Source organism: Candidatus Nitrosocosmicus oleophilus (assembly GCF_000802205.1).
GTDB classification, from domain to species: domain Archaea; phylum Thermoproteota; class Nitrososphaeria; order Nitrososphaerales; family Nitrososphaeraceae; genus Nitrosocosmicus; species Nitrosocosmicus oleophilus.
In genome coordinates, this window is the sequence record NZ_CP012850.1 from 240,903 (window position 1) to 263,684 (window position 22,782).

Below are 22,782 nucleotides of genomic sequence, written 5' to 3' on the forward strand. Positions count from 1 at the left end.
AAGGGAGCAATATGAAAATTGAAGAGATGAGTTATCTGGTGATTTTTGCCAATTGTGCTATCATAATGCAAACTAAAAAAACTGATTAATGACTTAAACCAAGTCTAATAAATGATGATAATCCTACCATGAATTAATGTGTATTATTTTTTCTATAGGATCTCTTGGTGCAGGTTTAAAGGATGTTCCCTTATAGTATGCTACAGGAAGCAATGCCACTTGCATAACTTTTTCATATGGGATCTTTAATAATTCAGCGGCCTCTTTTTCAAACAAAAGGTGAAAACTAGTCCAAGTTGTTCCCAACCCGTGTAACCTGGCAGCAAGCATAAAATTCCAAACTGCAGGAGCAATGGATCCCCATATAGCACTTTGGACTACCACGGAAACATTTGATCCGTCGGTTCTGCCTTCGATACAGGGAATAACAAATACAGGGACATTTCTTAAATTGTCTACCAAATATTTAGCAGATTCATATATTTTCCTCTGAGTTTTACTCTTCTTTGGGTCATCAGAACTTGTAGTAGTGGCAACAGAAGTTGGTGAATTTATGTAGGATTGCCATCCTTTTCTAAAGAGATCAGATAATGAATTCTTTATTGATTGATCAGTGATAATCATAAAGTGCCAGTTCTGTCTATTAGAAGCAGTAGGAGCCTGCTGCGCTATTTCTATGCATTTTTCAACTAATTGAATTTCCACAGGTTTTTCAAGATCAAGTCTCTTTCTTACAGCTCTTGTAGTTGTAAGTAGTTCTTCAGGAGTTAATGAAGTCATACTTATGACCCTAAATCTTGATTTATAAGATTAATGAAAATTCCGATATACGTACAATTTATTATGATGGAATTAAAACATTGATCCATCTAAACATGCAGATATATTGGAAATTTGAAAATAGTTATTCATATACTGACTAGAGAAAGACCAAACTTTCTTGGATTGTCTATAAAAGAAATGAAATTACAAAATCAAGATCATAATTCAAATCAATCAAGGCACGTAAAATATTGTTAAGATCGGATTTGACAATGTGACAAGACCTAATTTTCATAATTTATCGTCTTCATGTAAAACAAAACATTTTGCATCCGAAGCTTCCAGGCCTCCGGTAATTGCTTTGATTAAATTAGGTAATAATATTACCAACATAGTTGCTCACCGGATTTTGAATTGACCAGGGTCGTCTTTGAATGAGATCTAACGATTATAATTATCCATTATAAGATCATTTAGTATGGGCGCGTGGGGATTAAGTTCCCAGTTGTAGTATGGTTCTAATGCAAATAAGAACTCGATCAATAGTTGGTATGAGTTGATGGGCATTGAATCTATTTTACATGAACTGTGAGCAAATAATGCATCAAAAACGTTCACGATAAAATCAAGAGATGTTCAAGTAAAATAATCTCACCAATTTGATATTTTTTCAAAATCAACCTATCCTAGAGTGGATTATTATCAGAAATGACAAATTAAGTAAACTGTAACTAATACCTTAACGACCAACTTCGATTCAAAGGTATTAACAATTGATTATTATTGAAATGATTAAATTATTATTATAAAAAAATTATTCCAAACTCACATAAGCCAATTTGTTCACTTTGACTTGCTCTTCAAGGCTTGATAGAGTTTTTTAAATTGTGGATAATTGTCAGAATCTCTTTCAATTACCGCAGCGGATTTCAGAAATGTATCATCATAATATCTGATTATCACAGGTTTAATGAATTCAACCAATTTTTTGTCAGTCATGATTTTTTCATTGATCATAAACGAAAGCCATTCTAAGCTATTGAACATACGGGAAAACCATTGACTTCTAACTTCATCATATTGAGGTCCTGAAGATATTTTTGCCAGTTCCCGATCCACATCTCGTAACTCATTCATGACATCACCTAATGATGCGATTTGATCAATTCTCTTCGAACGTTGGAAAGTGACAATAGTAAAAAATAATGCTATTGCATATATCGCGGCCACAATAATTTGAATATAATCTGAAATAAATTCCATGAATGGACATATAGATATGGTATGATTTTAGAGTTGACCTTATCACAAAACTGAACATCCAATCTGAGCCAATTGTCGCAGATGACTGCCACTGGACGGCTCCATTTTACTACTACCACATCTACAACCGGACCTTGAAATTCAAATTCTACTATTGTTATAATGACAACAGTTGATAGTACGTAATTTTCATTAGTAACAGTTCTTATTTGTGGAGATACGGTTCAAGGCTGAATAGAATCCTGGTGCTTGATTCTACTGCTGATAATCCAAAGCGAATTTATCAAATTCTATTGCTGCAATCAGACATGCTCTGGCAACTACATGAACAGCATGCATAAATAATTCTCGTGTCAAATTATCAAAAAATAAAGGAAATATCAACGTGAGTCCGATGGAGTTACCCTCCTTGTTTGTTTGTAATGAACAAAATACACCCACTTTCAACAAATCCTTGGTCAGTTGTGTTTGAAAATCATTAACTATTTTGTCATCTGCATTGTGTAAAGTTTTACCATCTTGAGTTAACAGACGAGGTCTTGATATAATTTCGACCCTTCCAACATCGTTTTTATAAACATATACTCCTATTTTAAAATCTTCAAAATAACTGGTGTTAACAATAGAAACTGTATTATCGTCATCTATTGTTTCGTCTACATTGCAGACTGGATCCTTTTTAAGCCAATCAATTATATTCTCATATTGTGAATTTACATTTTTTATTGGTTCTGCCATTATTGTAGTATTGCAATATAGTATAATAAGAACTACTTTGACTAATAAGAAAAATATACTTGATTTAGTGTGTATGTTTGTTTTTGTCGACTTTGGTTATCTTATCTTCTTTTGCCTCTTCTAATATTTTTCAAAACCAATATTGAGCAGTAGTTGAATATTTCAAATAAGAGGAGTTATAGATTACTATTTTCTAATTGTGGATGAACTTAGCGTTAATTGCCCATTAGATTTTCTAATGCTAATACCTCACATCTAATACATGTACAAAAGGTAGAGTCCGTTACTGGTAAAAAATCTTGTAAAACTTTTATAGTCACTATTGAAGATTAACCCAATGCTAAATAAGAATATGATAATAGCATTATCTATTTTTTTATGTCTATTTTTTGGATGTCAACCATAATTACAAGTGGGTTTTCTGTCGATCGTTCGGATATTCCAGAAGCACTCAAAGCAAATTATGCTGGCCCTTTTTTCGGTATCAACCTCCCATTCGGAGTCGAATCATCTGCTTTCATCGAGAATGTAACCCAGTTGGCAAAAATGGGGTTTGATTCGCCTCAGAATGCCAAACTGTTTATTCAGCTTGACTCTATTGCTTTGAATTCTTCCTCGCACCCAGGAAATCGAACCTTAACGGCCCCTGCAATTGAGCGTTTAACATCCATTTACAATCAAATGAAAAGTAATAATTCTACAGGCGGATTTACAGAGATAGCCACTGTAGCTATGCAGGCTCTAGATAAAAGATCATTTTTTGACGGTGCCGGCCGTAACATAACAGTGGTTCCAAATGGCCTAGATTTTAGTGATATACTAAAGTTTGGAACTTTGGGAGCTGAATTTGTATGTGGAACAGGTTTGAATAGTAGTGGAGATTCTGCTGTGGATATATTCAAATCCGGACCATCGTGTGTAGCAGGTGCTCTTGGCGCTGCGGGAGTTAAGCTAACTACCCTAAGCTAATCACCTGAAAGGAGAAGCAACCACTTCTTTTACTTAACTCCAATTAGGATTAGTAATCTGTCATTAGAAAAACAAATTGAAGTATCTATTGGTTAGATTTGAAGGCTTTAGCGCCCTTGATGCATAAAACATTGACCACTAATCAACCAATTATATTTGACTATTGTCTTATTCTTTGATTCTGTCATAAAGTCTACAATAAGTGGTATTCGTGCAGACTCGAGTTTAAGTTCTTTATGTTTTATTTTGTACTTTTGTTTTTGAGAAAATTATTGATTGTGTTAGCATGGAAGGAAGATCATTATCTGGTACACATACTCAGACGATTTTTTTATTTAGCATTAAACTGCTTTGTTGCATAATTCCTTATTCTCCGGTTATCATCATGATCATCATGTTATATTCTTCTAAAAATGTTATACAATGATACTTTTATCATGATCTCCTTTACCATGTTTTGAAACCTGTTTGCTGATGTGTATTCACCAAACATTCTCTTTATAGCTGAGAACACAGTTTCAGATATCCATCTCTGTCCGTATTTTCTTTTTGTCTTCCATTTCAACAGATCCTTTGCTTGTAACTTTACTTCGTTGTTCCTTAACCTATTGTTTTTAGGAGAAACAATAGAGTTCCTTCTTACCTTTATACCTGGATTGATCTTTTTGTCCTCAAGATACACAAAGTTTGGATTTGAATCATAGGCTCCATCAGCTAGTACCGATTTTATCTTTACAGTGTTTGGTTCTCTCGAATCCAAAACATGATTGACTAGTTTCTTTAGCATTTTCCCATCATGTACCTTCTCATCTGTCACTTCCAAAGCAATGATTTTCCTGGTCTTTATGTCTACAGCAACGTGGATCTTGAGATATCCTTTTCTATTTTGTGTATTCCATTTCTCATCCATCCACTGACCTCTGTTAGTAATCTTGATACCTGTACTGTCTATTGATATTATTAGGTCATCATCGTCATCCATCTTGTCTCTTTTAATATCGATGTTTAGCTTGTTGATTCGTTTACAGATGTGACCATAACTTGGTGGATTAGCAGGTAACCTTTTTCCTGTGGCCTTAATTATACCTTGGGTTTGTCTGTATGGTAGGTGAAATAAATAGCGAATGTAACCAATGGCCAAGATGAAAGAATCTGGAAATACAAATGGTTTACCCTTTTTGTTTATATTCATATTCTCTATCTCTGAACCCCAACCATCAAGGAAATCATACGAGAAGAGGATCTCACCGCGTTGAACTAATGAGCGATTGTAAGAGGGCCAGTCTATCACAAATAATCAATCTGTTCATTCCAGCTAAATATGTTGAGTTAGGCGACAAAGCAGCATTAAACTACAATAGATCACAGTAGGATGAGTTCCAAATTGTTTATAGGAAGTTCGGGATGGAATTATCTAGACACATCCCAAAATGGTGGGTGGTGGTTCATTCTTTTCATTGGGTCATATTGGAATTATTTTAAATAACCATGTTCATATCGTAACATGACCGAAGCAAAACCTTATAGACTTAAATTGTATGTATGATATCGAAAAATATAAAAAGAAGCTTCATTATTTTGATCGAAAATTCATTAGAAAGATACAAGCTATATTTATTAATTGTAGATCATACATCTCATATATGATTCCAAATAGGAGGCTTTCTCAGAAATCATCATTTACAACCTTTTTGCTCATAGTAGCAGTATCAGTAATACTATCATTTAGTGGAATAAGCATTAATTTAACTAATAACATTAATGCTCAAGCACAAGAGCAGCAACAAGTAGAGCAAACACAGGTTAACAAATTATGGGAAACACCCGCCAATCTGAAGGATCCAGAATCAGTAGCTTATGAATCCAAGCAACAAGTCTTGTTTGTTTCAAATATAAATGGACAACCAGATCAAAAAGATCAAAATGGATTCATTTCCAAGGTTTCACCTTCTAATGGGAGCATAATTGAATTAAATTGGATAACAACACTGAATGCGCCAAAGGGTATAGCTATCTCAAATGATAATAGTATATTATATGTTGCAGATATCACCGACCTAGTACAGATAGATATTGATAGTGGAAAAATAATCAAGCGCTTCAATGCACCAGGAAGCTCATTTCTTAATGATGTTGTAGCAGACAATCAAGGAAATATCTATGTATCAGATACCGATACCAATACTATCTACAAGCTAGATACGAATCTTGGTAATAATACATCATCATCTGATATTCAAGCTTGGCTGCAAAACCCACAATTAAACGGTCCTAATGGTTTGCATATAGACAATAACAAAAATAAATTAATTGTTGTTTCTTTTGGACCTTTAAGTAAACCCGGCGGAGGCATTGAGGTTATAGATATGAAAAATAAGACAATAACTAGTTTAGGAGAACAAGGAACTACATCTCCTTTTGGTGGTCTCGATGGAATAGAATCCGATACTAGCAATACACATTACTATGTTACTGACAACCCCGCGGGGAAGGTATATGTTGTTAACGCAGACGAAACAGGTTATCAAACGTTAGTAGATTTGCACACGCAAGGGGCTGCGGATTTGGGATCTATACCAGGCCAAAGTACGATTATAATACCTCTTATGCAGGATAACAAACTTGTGGCTTACAAGTTAGTAGAATAAAAACCTATGAGTAGTTGCGATTATCAGATCCGTATTACCATCTCTTTTTTTGATGCTTTACCATTAATGTCCTTGTGGGAGTATGTTTCTATAGTAATTCGAGGATATCACAGTTTTTAGACCACAACCTGGACTATTCTTAAACCGGATTTGTATCCTTAATATGCCTTCTAATCCTTGACCATGCTTGTTTAGTTTTATAATCCATAGGCCGAATATCTGATTCTTTAAGTTTTCCATAATGCTCAAATTCTCGAGCAAATGCTGATTGTATTCTATTTAGGACCTCTAATCTATCAGTTCCTACAATCACAGATTCAGTGGTATTTATTCCAAAATCATCAAGAATCTCTTCAGTAGGGATTTTGAGTATTCCTAAATGTATGTCTATAGGAATGGGATTAAACTCATAACCATCTATTGAATATGGTTGAAATAAGAATCGCGGCATAGAAAAAGGTATTAACCATACTAGAATTTAATAATTGCAACATACGAAAGATGAGCCGAAATAATATTTATTATAAATGTAGAAACAGCATCTGTGGGGACACGGTTCAAGGTTGAATACAACCTACGGTCAACAAGATAAATGGACAACATATCAAAAACTGTAAAATCGTCTAATCGTCGTATGGTACAAATAGGATTCATATTGTTAACGTCAATACGGAATCTTTACCAGAGTCACGAATATAGTTGTACTTATCATTTTTTTCTTTTCGGAACCTGTGGAAAATCAAAGGTCTGGACCCAGAGGTTTGTGACACAAATTTGACATTAAAAATGGATTTGACTATTGAAAAATAAAATATTGTTTATCCTTCTCCTATGAATCTAATATTTCATTCATTAAAGCTTTGAAAAGATGCAACATAATACTGAGTTATTTATATGTAGATTATTAATAGAATAACTTTACTTTGCTTATTGATTACTGTTTTAAAATATTAGATATTGTAATGTATGTTAACAACAGTAATACTTATCTACGCTTAAATGCGAATAATTTGTAGAAGTTGACAAGTAAATACAAAATTAATACTATCCTTGGTATATCTTTTATACTTATTACTTTGTTCGTTTTATATTCTCATTCCACTCCAAAACACATCTTAAAGTTTTCATTTGCCTTTCAACACAATACAGAATCCAATAAAACACATGACTATATAAAACAGGGAGATCATGAGTATCAAACATTCAGAAACTTTCCACAAGCAATAGAATGGTATGATAAAGCTCTATCTATCGATAAAGACAATGTGGAAGCACTATCAAAAAAAGGAAATGCTTTATCATCAATGTATAACTTTCCAGAAGCACTTGAATCAGAAAATAAAGCCTTGTCTATAGACCCTAATAGTGTTATTGCCTTATCCAATAAAGGCTGGACACTATATATGATGTGGAACTATTCAGAAGCTATAAAATACTTTGACAAGGCACTTCAAGTCAACCCCAATGATGTTTATACACTAACTGTCAAAGGTATTACTCTTAGTGATGCTGGCAACTATACTGACGCACTACAATTCTTTGACAAGGCTCTCTCGATAAATTCAACTTATGATTACGCACTTGATGAAAAAGCATATACATTAGATGTGATTGGTAACGATAGTGAAGCCATCAAAATGGTTGACAAGGCACTAAAAATTGATCCAAGTAATGCTTATTCTCTTTACATGAGGGGTCACATAATTAATGCTCTAGGTAACTATTCAGAAGCTATAAAATGGTTTGATAAAGCTCTAGCGATAAATCCCAATTATACCTCTGCTTTGGAGGAAAAAGGCCTTACATATGAAAATCAGGGTAACTATTCAGAAGCTATAAAATGGTTTGATAAAGCTCTAGCGATAAATCCCAACTATGCATATGCTTTTAATGATAATGCTAATACATTATTCGAGAAGGGTAACTATTCAGAAGCTATAAAATACTTTGACAAGGCACTTCAAGTCAACCCCAATGATGGCTATATACTAACTGCAAAAGGAAGTGTATTACGTGATATGGGTAACTATTCAGAAGCTATAAAATACTTTGACAAGGCACTTCAAGTCAACCCCAATGATGGCTATATACTAACTGCAAAAGGAAGTGTATTGCTTGCTCTGGGTAACTATTCAGAAGCTATAAAATACTTTGACAAGGCACTTCAAGTCAACCCCAATGCTTATTCCCATCTTAACACCATGGCATATAATTTGGCTATTTATTCTGATGACTATTCTAAATCGTTGGAATTAGTGAATAAAGCATTAGCAATTAGTCCAGATTATGTTCCTTCTATGGATACAAAAGCCTTTATACTAAACCAAATGGGGAGATACAAAGAGGCAATAGAGTGGTATGATAAGGTATTGGAAAGAGAACCAAATTTTATATATTCACTAAACAACAAAGGTGTAGCATTAGCTAATTTGGGATATTATAAAGAAGCATTGTCATGGTATAATACTGCACTAAAACAGGTACCAGGGGACTTGGACATGATATCAAACACAGCAAGAATATTGGGATTCGAGCTTGAAAATTATACCGATGCACTAAATCTACTAAATTCTTATTTGAAAAAGGCGCCTGATCATAAGGGTTTATTATGCAATAAGGAACAAATTTTAGAAAAGATGGGGTATAAGGATGAAGCTATTTCCATCAAGAAAAAACTAATCGATCTTTATTCATCCAATTACAAATGCGGCTACTTCAAAAAGTCAAGTCTTAACTATGTTATGGGTGAACCATTTGTATGATGTTGGAATTAATCGAGTCTCAAAGTAAGTGAATTTAGACCTGACAAGCCGTTCTTATTATTTTTGTATATTAAAATTATTACATTCCAAAATTTGGTCTTCAAGGAGTATTGCAAAATCAGCATTTTTTTGCCCGAGCTGAAAGATAGATGAGAAACATCTCACACGTGTTTCCTAAAAGCGATGGCCTTGCAATTTTTTTCCTTTGTTCCGTGCTTTCCTCTACTATTTTGGCCAGTGTACCCTCAATACATACAGTCTTTTCAGTTTCGCCGCTGATTGTACGTCAGGAAATAATTGATGATCAGAATGATTGGCAACCCTGGAATATTAGAAATGGGTTGGATAGAGATATAAATATCGGCAATAACAATAGCAGTTCTTCAGGGAATCCTACATTAACAGAGTCGTATAGATGTAAAGATCATCCACTTCAATTTCCTAACATTCAATCGATAAGTTATATGAGTGATGGAAATAAACTAAACGCTACTGTTTGGCTATCACAACCATTTAGCGAGTCCCTCTATAGTGATCTGCTCAGAAACGAAACTCTCTCGCCATCATTTAATTTCTCCGCAAATACTTCTGCCCCTGCTTCTACATCTGACGACTTATTACTTGATTCGTTGTCTTCTTCCTCTTCACCAAGAATCATACAATTTGTAATGGTTATAGATATACTATCTGTCTTTGACAAGGGGATTGATTATACAGTAGAATTGTCTAGTCCAACCGAACCAGAAAATCCTCATTGGACTCAAAATGTTTATGAGATTTCTGCCTTTGGAAATAAAAAACTAATTCAAACCAAATCATTTGATTCATTTCCATTTGATGATAAGGACTTTGTAGATTTTTCAATTGATTTAAACTCGATAGGAAATCCAGACAAATACAAATTATTATTTTATATTGCAGATTTATATCCTGTTGATGGTAATTATTGTAGACAAATAGATACTTCAAATTGGTCACTTATACCAACACCAAAATTTACAATCATACCATCCACATCTAATGTAATCATGGAATCAAATGAAGTAAAGGATATCTTAGTAAACATCAATACAAATTCTGCCTTGGTGTCAAAAGCCGTTCTTGGAGTTAACTATACTGACACAAGCAATAATACCACAAAAGACAAAAAGGCAGACGGATTAATTGTCAAATTTGTTCCAAATAATACAACCATCTCACCTTACCTAAATAATAGCGTAATATTGCATATTACTACACCATCTGAGAATGACTTTACAAACGGTGCATCAAGACAGATACCAATACAAATATTAGCAAATATATCATTTCCCCAAACAATAACAAATCGAGGAGGTGATACCTACTATAATAATAAAACTATTAGTATGTTGGAGTCCTCAGATCTCACGTTAACAATTTTACCACCATTATCATTTAATGAACAATTAGAAAATTTTACAAAGTCTATTCAGCCAATTGGAGAACTATGGGGGGTTATAACTACAATCGGACTGGGACTAAGCGGCTTTATGGCTTTTCTATATAGACAACGCAAAAAGGAGAAAAAATCAGAGGGACGCTGAAACTACGGGTATTTCTAATGTTTCATCCCCAGAAGAATATTTTCAAATAGCCAAAAATAATGATAATTTGCAAGATAATGACTCTGATAATATAACAAAAATAATGGATTAAAAGAAAAAATATCAAATAGTACATTCATGGAAGAAGAAAGGAATAAAATGACATATTCTTGTGAATTTGTAATTTCAAATCCGATATTCATCAACTGTACGAGACATTGTTTGTCAAATCATCTCGGTAAGCTTTCCCTATTTTAAAATTCAACTCTAACTACAACAATGGACTCAAAATGTATCTATTATTAAACCCATTGTGTTCATACTAAATACCCTGTGTAATAGAATCAAGATACACATATTATTTCAGTATCAATTTTTCTGTATATCACATATAGAATCAGATGAATATCATAACCACATTCAACAGAATTGGATTTAACGCTTTTCAGATATGGATTTCCATCTAAAAAAATGCTCAATTAGGTCAAGGAAAGCATTACCATTGATAGTATCAGTTAGTTTGGGCGCGTGGGGTTTCATGCTGATATCGGTTCTTTAAAAGAGATTCTACATATTAATAAAAACAATAGTATAATAACATTGATGTTTTATCTCAATTACTAATTGATACTCATCATCCAATAATTGTAGATATAATCTTTATATTCATTACTTCTTGACCTAGGTTATGCAAATTAAGTTCAGCGTAGCTCTTTTGGTTGAAGTCCTTGTAGTTATGGGGGGTCTAATTTTTTGTGCGTCAGTGTCAACAGCAATCGCACAGTCAAACTACACCATTAATGTTGCAAAAACTACAGAAGGCGATTTTACCGTTACCGATGGAGCTAGTTATGTAGGACCGTACTTTGATACAACATATACGATGACTGGCACAGCAACTGATTTTATCAAAGCCAAAGATGTGTTAGTGGCGTCAATACTTGATGATTTCAGTAAATCTCCCACTATTGGGTACATACAAATGAACAGTACAGTTACTCAGACTAATGATAATGCAACTGGGCTTGCTAATCCATTTGTAAGCAAAGAACAGGTGGATGAGAAGGTAAAATCAGTGCTCTCCTATGCATTAGACAAGATTGAGCACCCAGTAGGAATCACGCCCAATATAGGTGATGCAAGACAGATCAAATGTGTATTTGGCAACGTATTAGACGACTTTTGGTGTGATATTCCGACATTTATGATTAGGTGAAGGAATTACAAAAAAACATGTAATCTTTTAAACCCTTACATTTATTTTTTTAGTACTTGTACATTATTGCATTCTAGAATCTTAAATGGACTAATTATCAGTAACAGTCTGGGCGCATGGGGATTAAGTTCCTTGTGGTAGTATGGTTTTAATGCAAACTTTAGATTCGTTGAATGAATATTTGCGTACAGTTTCCTTAAATTGGTATGTATATCAATTTATGGTAGGATAGGATTGAGAGATTAAAAAAGTTTTTTTCTAATTTTCGCAGTCCATTTTGATTCATATTTTTCTAGTGGATTGGTTTTCTCATCTTTTAGATACTCTGGGTAAAGATTCTCAAACTCTTTTAAGGAATCAGACCAAGTCTTTGAGATTTCATTGAATGATTGAGTAAATAGATCGGAGGAGTCACCGTCGCCTTTAGCATCATCGGAAATATTCAGTATTTGTATTAGAAGATCTTCTTTTTCCTTTTTTGTCATTTTGTCAAAATCCTTCATATATAATATCTGTTTATTGGTCTAAAAAAAGAATAATAGTTAAACTCATTCTCACATTTTGTCAATTCTATTTGCTCCGATTATGAGAATTCAAGTTGATTATCTCTTCAATATTTTGGTCAAAGTTTTCTTTTCCACCGATTGAACCAGGAGTCAAATTGTAAAAGATTTTATCAATTTCATCTAAGCTAAGTAGTTCTTGATTTACATTGACAATGGGTGCAACAATTAATGAGAGGATACAAGCAAACATTACATATTGCATGTATATGGTTTGGTAGAATAGATTAAATAGCTAGAAAGCAAAAGTTTGAGACAAATATACTTGAAATTTTGAATTAGACCCAAATCTATTCAAAAGATCTTGATCATGTATAGGAACAATTTATTATAAGAGAGGTTAATGTCTCTTCTATACTGTTATCTTCAAAATCTAATAAAAATTGTAAGACATATTGATAGGTGCGTGGGGGTTAAGTTCCCTGGGGTAATAGGGTTCTGTGAAATAACTAATTTTGAAATTGATTGTTGATGCGGATTTCTTGCCCAAGTTACTAATTAACATACTAACTAGTATCTTAATGAGTGCTATTTGCATAGGGCTGATAGGTCAGTTTTCCTTTCATACATCAATGCCAATAGCACATTCACCATTATATAAGAATAACCAAATAGAGTTTTTTCTTGTTAATCATCTATATCAGTGGACTTTATATATAAGAATTCAATGAATACTACGTGGAAAAGGTCAAAATACTAATAGTAGTTCTTACTTTGTCGATTTTTGGCGTAATAATTAGTTCAGCTGGGTATGCAATACCATTCGTTCAGGCTACATCTAGTGACGGTAATAATAATGCACAAACCTTCAGTGACGATGTACCACCTTCAGGTGACGGTAATAATAATGCACAAACCTTTGAGGGGGAGCTATTACCGCAGCTATCGCCTTCTAATGAGAAGGTAATACAATTTGAAGATACTCCCACAAAAACAATAGCTCAATCTGACAACCTTCAGAATCCATCAATACAAGCCGATTTGAATCAGTCAGTTCTTTCGTCCCAAAAAGACGTGCCAGATTTACAACAATCAAATCCAAAACAATCAAAAGAAAAACATGATTATATTTTTGAGCTCCCAAATGGGGAAGGTTGCTATTGGCAAACCAGTATAGTCAGTGACGCAAAATGGGTAAGTTGTACCACTAAAGAAGCAGATGCTGCGTACAAAAAACAAGAAGCCGCTAAGAGGCCGATTGAAGTTGAAGATGACAGGGCAAGACATTCGCTTCAGGAATTTGGTAACGTTTTACCTCCAACACAGAAATAGACTTGTATTAACTACTCCTTGTCAGAGGTATCATAGACCGTCCGTTCAACAGCGGCAGGTCTGTAGTATCATATCACATGTCACGGATCTAGAATTACCATTATTTATGATTATCTGTTTAGTTATTCTTATTCATAAAGTCTTAATAATTCCTTATTATATTAGCATTAGAATTATTATTGAGAAAGTATTTTTTAGATTTTGAAAAGTTGTTATTAAAAAATACAAAGATCATGATATTATTGGAACAATTATTAGCATCACATCGAAAAAAGAACTAACCAAAAGACTCAATTTTGTTAGAGATTAAGTAATGGTAAGCAAGTCTTAAGGAGCAATCAACCTAAATGACCGAGAACATATAACGATATACGCTCGATAGATTCGCTAGTTTGGTTCAGTAGCCTATCATATAGCAGTTTTAGAATTAGATAGTGTAATCTGAAACTAGTAGGATATATAACACTTAATGGCATAATGAATTCTTTCACATGAGAGGTAAATTAATGCTTAATTTTTGATAGCTTATGTATATCGATTAGTAACAGTCTGGGCGCGTGGGGATTAAGTTCCCGGTGGTAATGGGGTTCAACTACTAATGAAAGATTTCATGTATTATTCACTATTGTGATAAGAAGACTTAGTGTTTTGTGTGATATCAGTAGATCTATTATCAGATCAATGTCACATGTAATTCAGAATTATACTCTTAATTTGCACATTTTGTGTTGATACAGCTAAGTATACTTTTGTTCCCTTATCCGTTTTTATACTCCAAGAAATAATACTATTAGTCATGAGCATATCTAATTTAACTGACGCAAGTATTGTTTCACATATTATCTACAGGGTACCCAAAAAGAATCATAACGCAATGTTGTGAATATGCAAAGAGGCCTATGATATGTTCAAACAATACGGTATTTTACACTATGACGCCTTCAAGCTTAACAACTCAGACGTACCAATGGAAGGGTTTGCAAATATTGCTAGTATCGTTTCTGCCAATATAGATGAGGAAGTTTGGATTGAGTCGATTTATTATAAAGATCGCCAACACATGAATGAAGTAATGGCAAAGATGGAAAAAGACGAAAAAGCTGGCCAAATGATGAAACAATCAATGGATCTATTGCCTCCGGGTGCAAAGTTTATCGTCGGCGATTTTGAACGTCTGAGTGTCTAGATATGAGGTAGTCGAGTAGTAACTTTCCTTTTGGAAGTCCCCTAGAAATTTTTTCTCTCATTTTTTATTTTGTTTAATGCTGTTTTTTATCTAACTAATTTATCTACCTTGTCCCAATTGCACTAGCCTTAACTATCCATATTTAAAGAATCAATATCATTACTATGCATAGTATCATTTAGTCTGGGCGCGTGGGGATACGGTTCAAGGTTGAATCCAATCCATTCATATGACAATGTTCTCTCATAATCCAGTATGGAACTATATTATTTGGCACTTTATGAGATAGGACTATTCAATCACTTATTGATTATATCATTGATGCTTCAATTCAAATCTCAACAACTGATATGTTTGTAGCCGTATTAAATCTTCAAAGAATCAATAATTATCACCTTTTTAAGAATCTCTAAAGTTTATGAGTATTTGAAAGGCAGAAGATCCGGAGACTGTTATAGACCCGGTCAAATCCAATACACTAAGATTATATCTTTGGATTGTTAAATAAATGATATTGATTGAAAGTGATTCCAAAATACAAACTAAGAATAATAATATTGACATGAATCATGAAGATTTTTATCCAAAATATGATTTAGATGGGATTACATTCAAGACTATAGTGTCTGGAGACAAAACCCGGAATGAATATTCAATAATAGAAATTATATTCCCCGAAGGCGATGATGAGAAAGAAATCCCCCTGCATATACAGAGCCAGGAAATCGTAATAGTTTGTGTAGTTCATGGTGATTTCGAAATTGTCTATGGTAAGCAAAATATTAATGGAATTGCAGGAACAGTTTTAAAATTAGAAAAAGATATTCCAAGGTCTTTTAAAAAGAATGGTAATTCATATGGAAAATTGCTGGTGACTTATCTACCTGCAGGATTTGAAAATTTCTTTAGAGAAATAGCATCATGTAATATTGAGGATCTTAAGAAGAACGGAATTGAGGATCCTATTTTGATTCAATTATTAGAAAAAAACTACGGGGCCAAGGTTTTATTTGAAAAACCCTAAGCAGTTCGATTATAACTTTGATATCAAATAAACAGATTTAAAAAAATTAGTTAAAAAGATATTATAGAATTTAAAATTCTTTAACTAAGCAAAACCCAGGATAATATTATTATACAATATCAGGTCATTGTCCATAGTGCCTTTGATAACTGTCATACCAGGTTTTAGCATTTCTTAAGAGAATATTGGACACTGTTGGCCAATTTTTTGTAAAAGATGCTGTTATCTGATTAATTACAAAACAATAGATTTAGAAATAAATCACTGCGATCTTCACTTAGTCTTTATTTCGCTGATTATCTCATCTAAATACTTCTTGAGTTCCTCCTCTTGAGCAGAAGGCGAAATTCCTGTATCATTTCGCATTTGTGTTTCCCTTTCATATGCTTTTTTCATTACGATGTTTCGAGCATCCTGAATATCCTTTTCCATTTGCGCAGTTCCTATATTCTGAACAAGTTCTAGCATTGATTTTCTAACCGTGTTCCTTAATGCATTATCATGGGATAATGAGATTGCTGAAGAGTACAATCCAATACTAAATAGATAGGAGGATAACAAAACTAATGAATGGGCGGCCACTCCATATGTTTGTTGTAACGCAGAAACCTCGTTTGCAATACCAATCGCACTAATTCCAATAGCGGCTATAGTCAAATAATCCTTGACTTTTTGGGATTTTAAATTCCTAGTAATCAAATAAAATGCCAATCCAAATAATAGACTGCTTGCTATAGTACCTGCACGAAATATCAATCTAAAATAGTACTTGTAGGGAAAATCTGCTGGAAGAGAAAATATTAATCCGCTTCCTATGAGATACAAAACTAATGGTGCAGCTAAAATTATCCAGAATTTGAAATCAAGCTTATGAGTTTTCTTGTAGTAGTAACCGAGCAAAAAGGCAGTTCCAATCCAGGTCAAAATATATGGACTAAGGGAAGTAAGATAAATAATTTGGTTATATAACGCCAAGTTTGGATTTGGTACTAAGTAAAGAGTCGTATAGTCAGGATTTACTGTTTTGTACATTATAGCACCGTCATACTCATCAAAAACCTTGTAAATGAAAGAGGCCATAGGAATTGCACCATCAGGAGAATCTTCTTTAACTAGTTGAACAAGTACAAGTTTATCAAAAGCATCTCCTGCTATAGAGATCGCAAGTGCTGTGGCGGCTAGACCATAAAACAATACAACAAAATTTCTTTTGTGCATCTTGTACCAGGTAAAAAATTTGTAGCTAATTATTCCCATGATTACAGCTGTTGTCAAAGAGGCAATTGCATTAAAGGCGATGACAAAATATTCATTTCCACCACATACGGTAAAGTATTCTGGACAGTTTGTGACATTATTATACAAGACAAAGAACAAAATTCCAAATAATGAGAACTGTATAACGGTAACCATGATGTACATTATTCGCATCAAAACGGACCGGTCTAAGAGATCCTTGGTAATATATCTAGTAAAGCCTAAAAGAATTAAAGACCCAATGCCATACCCAAAAACTGTCGTAAGTGTAAAAAGAGCGATCTCACCATCGTTATTCAAATAAATGATTTGGCGGGTAGCTAATAGATTTAATATTATTAGAACGACTATAATGGCTGCAGTAATTATGGTTAATTTTCGATTATTAAAAAGAATTTCGTTTATTTGTACCCTTTCCAATTAAATACAAATTTCTTCAGCATTATATAAGGATACTTTAACTTCCAACTAGGATCGATAATATTATCCTAAATGTTAGAAACTATATAACCAACTAGAGATTTTAGAACTCAGATATTCGATCACTTTATGTCTAAAATCTCAGGTAGTTGTAAAATAGTGCGTTTTCATGAGAAAATGTCTTCAGTCTTCAGCGGTTTTTCTTACCCTATTTTTAGTTCCTTTATTTAACATTTTTTCAACTCGTGTCGTTTGATTCTTAATCCATTTTGCTATTTTATCAATCCCTGATGTTGAGTCTTATAAAGTTATTATGGCAAATCATGGGTTTCATAGACAATTTAATAGAGTTGTCAGACTTAATCCGCTTTATAGGTATCTTGGCACATCGAAGCATAAAACAAAGTATGAACATAAGAGCATACCAGGAAATAATAATAATTATTATTATTATTAATCAAAAATGGACAAAAAATTTCTTGACAGATTGTCCAAATTTATACAATCTGTTGAATCTCAAATGGACATAATATTGCCTGGACCCGCATCCTTGCAATTCTTGTCATATTACAAGATAATTGAACAGGTAATATCACAAAAGTTGGCCAAGAATATCATTATCAGATTGTTATGTCCCTTTGACGAAGATAGTACACGGCTAACCAAACATTTAGCCCCATTTATCGGGTACAGGTCGATAAAATCTTCATTACCCAAGTCCCCATCAAATTCCTTACTCTTTATTAGAGACAGGCAGGATATTTTTTCTATTTCAGTAGATATGCAACGGCAAGTGCACTATGAACATGTTAATGAATATGATAAATTTATTTTTTCTCTTGATAATTGGTCATATTCTAAAGATATCCCAACAGTGAGAAATGTTGTTTATTGTTTTGATCTCATATGGGAAGAAAAAGAAAATAACGATAAAACTATGAAAGAAAAAATACACTCTGAACTTTTATTTGATTTACTCTCGCATGATATAGGAAATTATCATCAGATAATACGGAATAGCTTGGATATAGTTACTTCCATAGCAAAAAATAATAATAATGACATAAATGGATTATCTCCTGATAGAGAGGAAATTTTTTCGTACCTCATAATTGCAAATAGAGCGATAGATAAAAGTTTAACATTACTAAACAACTTACGTAGATTAGAACGACTATATACACAAAAGGATCTACAATTAATATCAAAGAATCTTCCAGATGCTATCACTAACGCACACAGTACCCTACAGCAAACACTATACAATAATAACCCCCAAGGCAAAAGAATCAGATTTTCTTTAAACATAGTAAACGATCATGATAACCCCACTGAAATAAATATAATTGCAGAAGACCTGCTTGAGGAAATTTTTGTCAATTTATTTTCGAATAGTGTAAAATATTCAGGATCATCAGAGGTTAAAATTGATGTTCTAATAAGAGAGTACTTTATTGCTGAAGTAAAATATTGGATGGTAACTGTTTGTGATTATGGGAAAGGGATATCAGACTCTATGAAAAAAGAAATGTTCAATCGATTCTATTCCAAAGCTGAGGGAAGTGGATTAGGTTTGTCCATAGTAAGGACATTGGTCGAGAGATATAAAGGCAAAATTTGGGTAGGAGACAGAGTATATGAGGACTACAAGCAAGGCACCGCATTTGGAATGATATTTCCTGCATCGCAGTAACAATAATACACCACACGATATCAATTTAGATTCTATTCTTTTATAACTATGTTGACAGTTTTCTGTTGTCGATCCATACCATCAAATAATTATTCAGTAATCTTCCATCCAAACAGGATTATGATGATGCTGTAGTTGACCTATTTGCTCCGCAGTAAAATTATTTTTGATATCTTTGGAATCGTATGCACATATGCCAATTATAGGAAAATTGAATCTTTGTTCCAAAGATGATTCATATTCAAGTAACTCTTTTGTAAACCCACTTTTGAAAAATGCGCGCATGTCCCCGAATACTCGCATCCCGGTCTTACCTTTGCAAAGACAGTTTTCAACTAATGTGGTCCATAACGCATTCGTTCGTTGGATGTTAGGGATTCCATCAGGAAAATAGGCTTCCTCGGTGGTTCGGATAATAACATCTCCCCGGGATTCAAGGGTTGGAATATTTAATTGCCATTCATTAGCCATTCTGGCGCGGATCTCATCCTTTGATAGATCTGTGGTTGTGATAACTACAACCTCATTTCTTTCGAGACCTGCCTTTAAAAAGGCAAAGGCTTCATTGAATTTTTCCTCTTTGGTAGGATAAACTGCTATTATGTGATTTCCTTTCTCGATAGTCTGTAGCCTCTGTGCCAATATATTTACTATAGAGGGGCTCAAAATATAAGAATTATGCAGTACAATCGCCATAAAAGCAATTTTTTTAGTGAAATATTTTTGCTTTTGTGAATAAAATCGCAAAACGTATTTATAACTCTGGTAGATTGATAACAAAGGTTCGAAGCTGATACTCATATAGCCCATAGGTATATGGATTGAAATTTAATTTATCTTGTGCTAATCGTACATTAAATATTGTACTTATGGATATTATAAGATCACTAAAAAGCAGGATTCTGGAGAACTATATTCGACCTTTAAATTGTTTATAGGATCAATTGTAATCATTGTTCTTCTCTCTTCACTAACCATCGTATCACTACTACTATCATCAGACTCTTTTCCAATGTGAAACGATTTTAAATATTTTATATTCGTTTAAAACATCGGTGGGGATACGGTTTAAGGTTAAAAACGACACAAGATCAATTAGTCACAAGCGTCTAAAAAGGTTCAAATCCCTGCATGTCATATCATCTTTACCATAACAAGTATCATTAAGTTTGGGCGCGTGGGGACATGGTTCAAGGTTGAATCCAACCTAGACTTGATAAAAATAAAAACGACTATTTTAGCCGATTGTAGTGATGCACCAATACAGAGAACATAACATAGTCCTTGTCATACTTTGGTTGACTAGTCATTATCCCGGCTATACCGCTCCTCTATAAGATCTATAATTTTCTTATCGATCTATCTTCATTCAAGTCATGAGTCTTTTTTAAGTGATCAAACATATCATGACTCATCCAACTTTTAATTTTTATCTGATCCTTCCATTCGTGTAGAACCCAATTAACCGTTTCATAATGACAAATAGGACATCTTAACGGTTTAATATCACTCAATATTATTTAATTTTGACCTCCTTATTTTAGCATATACCATATCCTTATCTTTTATCTCTACCTGTCACTCGCTATCCTCATTTACAGATAATTGAATAGTTATTGGTTTTCGTCCCTTGTAATGTTCGTAAATAGTTTTGATTAATTCCTTATCTACATAGTTTAATCCCAAATGAATAGAGCTACCCGAATTTATTTCAGTCATGGTTATCTTAATTCCATCAGAAAAATCATCCCATTCGTCTATAATACATTCTTTAGATTCAATGATTTTGTTTGTCAAGATGTATTTCGCTTCCTTCTTTATAGATTTATAATTGTATTGTCCATAATTTCCACCAATCCTGCTACTTCCCGGTATTGTAATTTTTGCCGTTCAAAGTTATGACTCCAAGGATATTGTTATATTGTTATCAAACATTCCAAATAGTATTACCCAGTCATAGTATTATTTAGTTTGGGCGCGTGGGGATTAATGCCATATTGATAGGTTAAATAGGATTTTAATCCTCTTTGGAAGCATTCATCTATTTAGAGATTAATTTATTAAAAAAATATGGTGTTGAAATATAAAAAGGTAAAAACCCAAAAGGGTTATTTGCACAGATTTGGAGCTTCTACACAGATGAGATGCTGGGTTCCATAAATGGGAGTAGTTCCAAAGTGAGTATTGGTCAAATTACCATCAACAGTAATGGCTATTGCACTTTCATCTAGTAATTCAATTTGTGTTGGCACATTTGAAACTGGTCCGTCTTTAAGCGTTACTGTTGTTGTTCCATTGAGTATTGTAGAGTTTGAACTGCTATCAACAACCGGGCTGTTCGATAACTTTAGGTCATATATCGAGTGAATATGTTCTGCTGTACCGTCTATTTTAGTCATATAGAAAGAAGCATTAAAAGCAGGAGAGGAGGAATTGAATTCGGTAAATCTATACACTCCACCTAATACCCAGGCAGGGTCTGTTGTATTGCCGTTATTTGAAGTACTTGTGATAGCTCCTTTTAGGACATTCGAATCCGTATTTGAAGGATTTTGAGCAAGAACCTGATCTAAATTAACAGCTGCTATCAAAGAAACAGAAACTGCTAACAAAAAGATGGTTTGAATCAATCCATTGGTGATTTTCATCATAATTTGTCTAGAATCCTAGTATTTAAGTTTCATTTGTATGGGATATTTTGTTTTGGTCCAAATATCAAAAGATTGGTAATTATAAATATACCGAAGAATATGCTTAATTAACTCCTGGTATGATAATAGCGCAATCTAATCAGATGAATTTGAAATTGAATTTTTGTAGCAATTATTGTTTAATTTATTAGTTTTAGTTCTCCTCCGTGGGGATACGATTCAAGATTGAATAGAATCTAGATTTAATGAAGTGAGTGTTTGGAAAAAGTTCAAATCCGGCCTTTCATAATATCATCATCACCAAATACAGTATCATCCACCCCTTTTCAATCACTTTGAAAGTAAATGGAGAGAAGACTAATAAACCAGACTTTTGATTAGATTCATGGATATATATTGGATAACCAAGAAATACAGGTCACTTTGGATCGTTATTGGGAGGCGACCATGGCTCTCGATTTAGAGAGAGTGGATGAATTTAATCATGAGGATATAGTGGTTGAGTTTCCACAGTCCGGCGAACGAATCCTGGGTAAACACAACATACACGACCTCAGAAAACATTATCCCGCTAAAGTTACTTTCAAGATTCTGCGGACTCGAGGAGAAGGAAATCTCTGGATAACTGAATTAATTATCACCTATGATGGGCGTCCTGTTAACGTGGTTAGTGTCATGGAGTTCAAAGATGGGAAGATTGCACACGAAACGCATTACTATGCAGATCCATTCGAACCACCTGAGTGGCGGTCTCAATGGGTCGAGAGGATTAAATAACTAGGTCTTCTGATCG

Annotated in this window: 21 protein-coding genes; 10 read left to right on the forward strand and 11 right to left on the reverse strand. The window is 33.6% G+C overall.

Translation table 11 applies throughout. From position 1 onward, the window contains the following. Positions 1-123 precede the first annotated feature (123 nt). The 3 genes from NMY3_RS01225 to NMY3_RS01235 all read right to left on the reverse strand — a co-directional run bounded on the left by NMY3_RS01225 (position 124) and on the right by NMY3_RS01235 (position 2,763). Positions 124-780, reverse strand: a complete 657-nt coding sequence (locus tag NMY3_RS01225; protein ID WP_196817144.1) for a nitroreductase family protein — start codon at positions 778-780, stop codon at positions 124-126. Between the two features lie 825 nt (positions 781-1,605). Continuing rightward, positions 1,606-2,025, reverse strand: coding sequence for a hypothetical protein (locus NMY3_RS01230; protein WP_196817145.1), 420 nt, complete (start codon positions 2,023-2,025; stop codon positions 1,606-1,608). Positions 2,026-2,280: 255 nt separating this feature from the next. Further along, positions 2,281-2,763 carry a DUF2299 family protein gene (locus NMY3_RS01235; protein WP_196817146.1) on the reverse strand — a complete coding sequence of 161 codons (483 nt, stop codon included), beginning with the start codon at positions 2,761-2,763 and terminating at the stop codon, positions 2,281-2,283. A 393-nt stretch (positions 2,764-3,156) separates the two neighbouring features. Here NMY3_RS01235 and NMY3_RS01240 point away from each other — a divergent pair, with 393 nt between their 5' ends. After that, positions 3,157-3,732 (forward strand): hypothetical protein, encoded by a 576-nt coding sequence (locus tag NMY3_RS01240; protein ID WP_196817147.1) that lies wholly within the window; start codon positions 3,157-3,159, stop codon positions 3,730-3,732. Between the two features lie 397 nt (positions 3,733-4,129). On the opposite strand, the gene NMY3_RS01245 is transcribed toward NMY3_RS01240, so the two are convergent. Next, positions 4,130-5,023 (reverse strand): IS5-like element ISThar1 family transposase, encoded by an 894-nt coding sequence (locus NMY3_RS01245; protein ID WP_196815659.1) that lies wholly within the window; start codon positions 5,021-5,023, stop codon positions 4,130-4,132. A 352-nt stretch (positions 5,024-5,375) separates the two neighbouring features. On the opposite strand from NMY3_RS01245, the gene NMY3_RS01250 reads away from it, so the two are divergent. Next, positions 5,376-6,380 carry an SMP-30/gluconolactonase/LRE family protein gene (locus tag NMY3_RS01250; RefSeq protein ID WP_196817148.1) on the forward strand — a complete coding sequence of 335 codons (1,005 nt, stop codon included), beginning with the start codon at positions 5,376-5,378 and terminating at the stop codon, positions 6,378-6,380. 139 nt (positions 6,381-6,519) lie between these two features. Here the strand turns inward: NMY3_RS01250 and NMY3_RS01255 are convergent, their stop codons facing one another. Further along, positions 6,520-6,831, reverse strand: a complete 312-nt coding sequence (locus NMY3_RS01255) for a hypothetical protein (protein WP_196817140.1) — start codon at positions 6,829-6,831, stop codon at positions 6,520-6,522. 568 nt (positions 6,832-7,399) lie between these two features. Here NMY3_RS01255 and NMY3_RS01260 point away from each other — a divergent pair. The 3 genes from NMY3_RS01260 (at position 7,400) to NMY3_RS01270 (ending at position 11,923) form a co-directional block, all read left to right on the forward strand. Beyond that, the gene (locus NMY3_RS01260; protein WP_196817149.1) at positions 7,400-9,142 is read left to right on the forward strand and encodes a tetratricopeptide repeat protein; all 1,743 of its coding nucleotides are present in this window, start codon (positions 7,400-7,402) and stop codon (positions 9,140-9,142) included. Between the two features lie 149 nt (positions 9,143-9,291). Continuing rightward, complete coding sequence (locus tag NMY3_RS01265; RefSeq protein ID WP_196817150.1) at positions 9,292-10,707, forward strand: hypothetical protein; 1,416 nt, start codon at positions 9,292-9,294, stop codon at positions 10,705-10,707. Between the two features lie 688 nt (positions 10,708-11,395). Beyond that, a complete protein-coding gene (locus tag NMY3_RS01270) occupies positions 11,396-11,923 on the forward strand; it encodes a hypothetical protein (RefSeq protein WP_196817151.1) in 528 nt (175 codons plus the stop codon). A gap of 242 nt (positions 11,924-12,165) precedes the next feature. Here NMY3_RS01270 and NMY3_RS01275 read toward each other — a convergent pair whose 3' ends face one another. After that, entirely contained in the window at positions 12,166-12,408 is a 243-nt protein-coding gene (locus NMY3_RS01275; protein ID WP_196817152.1) for a hypothetical protein, read from the reverse strand. 756 nt (positions 12,409-13,164) lie between these two features. On the opposite strand from NMY3_RS01275, the gene NMY3_RS01280 reads away from it, so the two are divergent. The 3 genes from NMY3_RS01280 (at position 13,165) to NMY3_RS01290 (ending at position 15,968) form a co-directional block, all read left to right on the forward strand. Continuing rightward, positions 13,165-13,758: a hypothetical protein gene (locus NMY3_RS01280; protein ID WP_196817153.1), complete on the forward strand. Its 594-nt coding sequence runs from the start codon at positions 13,165-13,167 to the stop codon at positions 13,756-13,758. 883 nt (positions 13,759-14,641) lie between these two features. After that, positions 14,642-14,944, forward strand: coding sequence for a DUF1428 family protein (locus NMY3_RS01285; RefSeq protein ID WP_257720041.1), 303 nt, complete (start codon positions 14,642-14,644; stop codon positions 14,942-14,944). 622 nt (positions 14,945-15,566) lie between these two features. Next, positions 15,567-15,968: a hypothetical protein gene (locus tag NMY3_RS01290; RefSeq protein WP_196817155.1), complete on the forward strand. Its 402-nt coding sequence runs from the start codon at positions 15,567-15,569 to the stop codon at positions 15,966-15,968. A gap of 273 nt (positions 15,969-16,241) precedes the next feature. Here the strand turns inward: NMY3_RS01290 and NMY3_RS01295 are convergent, their stop codons facing one another. Continuing rightward, entirely contained in the window at positions 16,242-17,645 is a 1,404-nt protein-coding gene (locus NMY3_RS01295; RefSeq protein WP_196817156.1) for a hypothetical protein, read from the reverse strand. A 463-nt stretch (positions 17,646-18,108) separates the two neighbouring features. Here NMY3_RS01295 and NMY3_RS01300 point away from each other — a divergent pair, with 463 nt between their 5' ends. Continuing rightward, positions 18,109-19,338, forward strand: a complete 1,230-nt coding sequence (locus tag NMY3_RS01300; protein ID WP_196817157.1) for a sensor histidine kinase — start codon at positions 18,109-18,111, stop codon at positions 19,336-19,338. A gap of 93 nt (positions 19,339-19,431) precedes the next feature. On the opposite strand, the gene NMY3_RS01305 is transcribed toward NMY3_RS01300, so the two are convergent. The 4 genes from NMY3_RS01305 to NMY3_RS01320 form a co-directional block, all read right to left on the reverse strand. Beyond that, entirely contained in the window at positions 19,432-19,980 is a 549-nt protein-coding gene (locus tag NMY3_RS01305; protein WP_196817158.1) for an MEDS domain-containing protein, read from the reverse strand. A 698-nt stretch (positions 19,981-20,678) separates the two neighbouring features. Continuing rightward, positions 20,679-20,852, reverse strand: coding sequence for a hypothetical protein (locus NMY3_RS01310; RefSeq protein ID WP_196817159.1), 174 nt, complete (start codon positions 20,850-20,852; stop codon positions 20,679-20,681). A gap of 64 nt (positions 20,853-20,916) precedes the next feature. Continuing rightward, positions 20,917-21,135: a hypothetical protein gene (locus NMY3_RS01315; protein ID WP_196817160.1), complete on the reverse strand. Its 219-nt coding sequence runs from the start codon at positions 21,133-21,135 to the stop codon at positions 20,917-20,919. 311 nt (positions 21,136-21,446) lie between these two features. Continuing rightward, a complete protein-coding gene (locus tag NMY3_RS01320) occupies positions 21,447-21,986 on the reverse strand; it encodes a hypothetical protein (protein ID WP_196817161.1) in 540 nt (179 codons plus the stop codon). 399 nt (positions 21,987-22,385) lie between these two features. Between NMY3_RS01320 and NMY3_RS01325 the strand changes: the two genes are divergently transcribed. After that, positions 22,386-22,766 carry a nuclear transport factor 2 family protein gene (locus NMY3_RS01325; RefSeq protein WP_196817162.1) on the forward strand — a complete coding sequence of 127 codons (381 nt, stop codon included), beginning with the start codon at positions 22,386-22,388 and terminating at the stop codon, positions 22,764-22,766. The last annotated feature ends 16 nt before the right edge of the window (positions 22,767-22,782 follow it).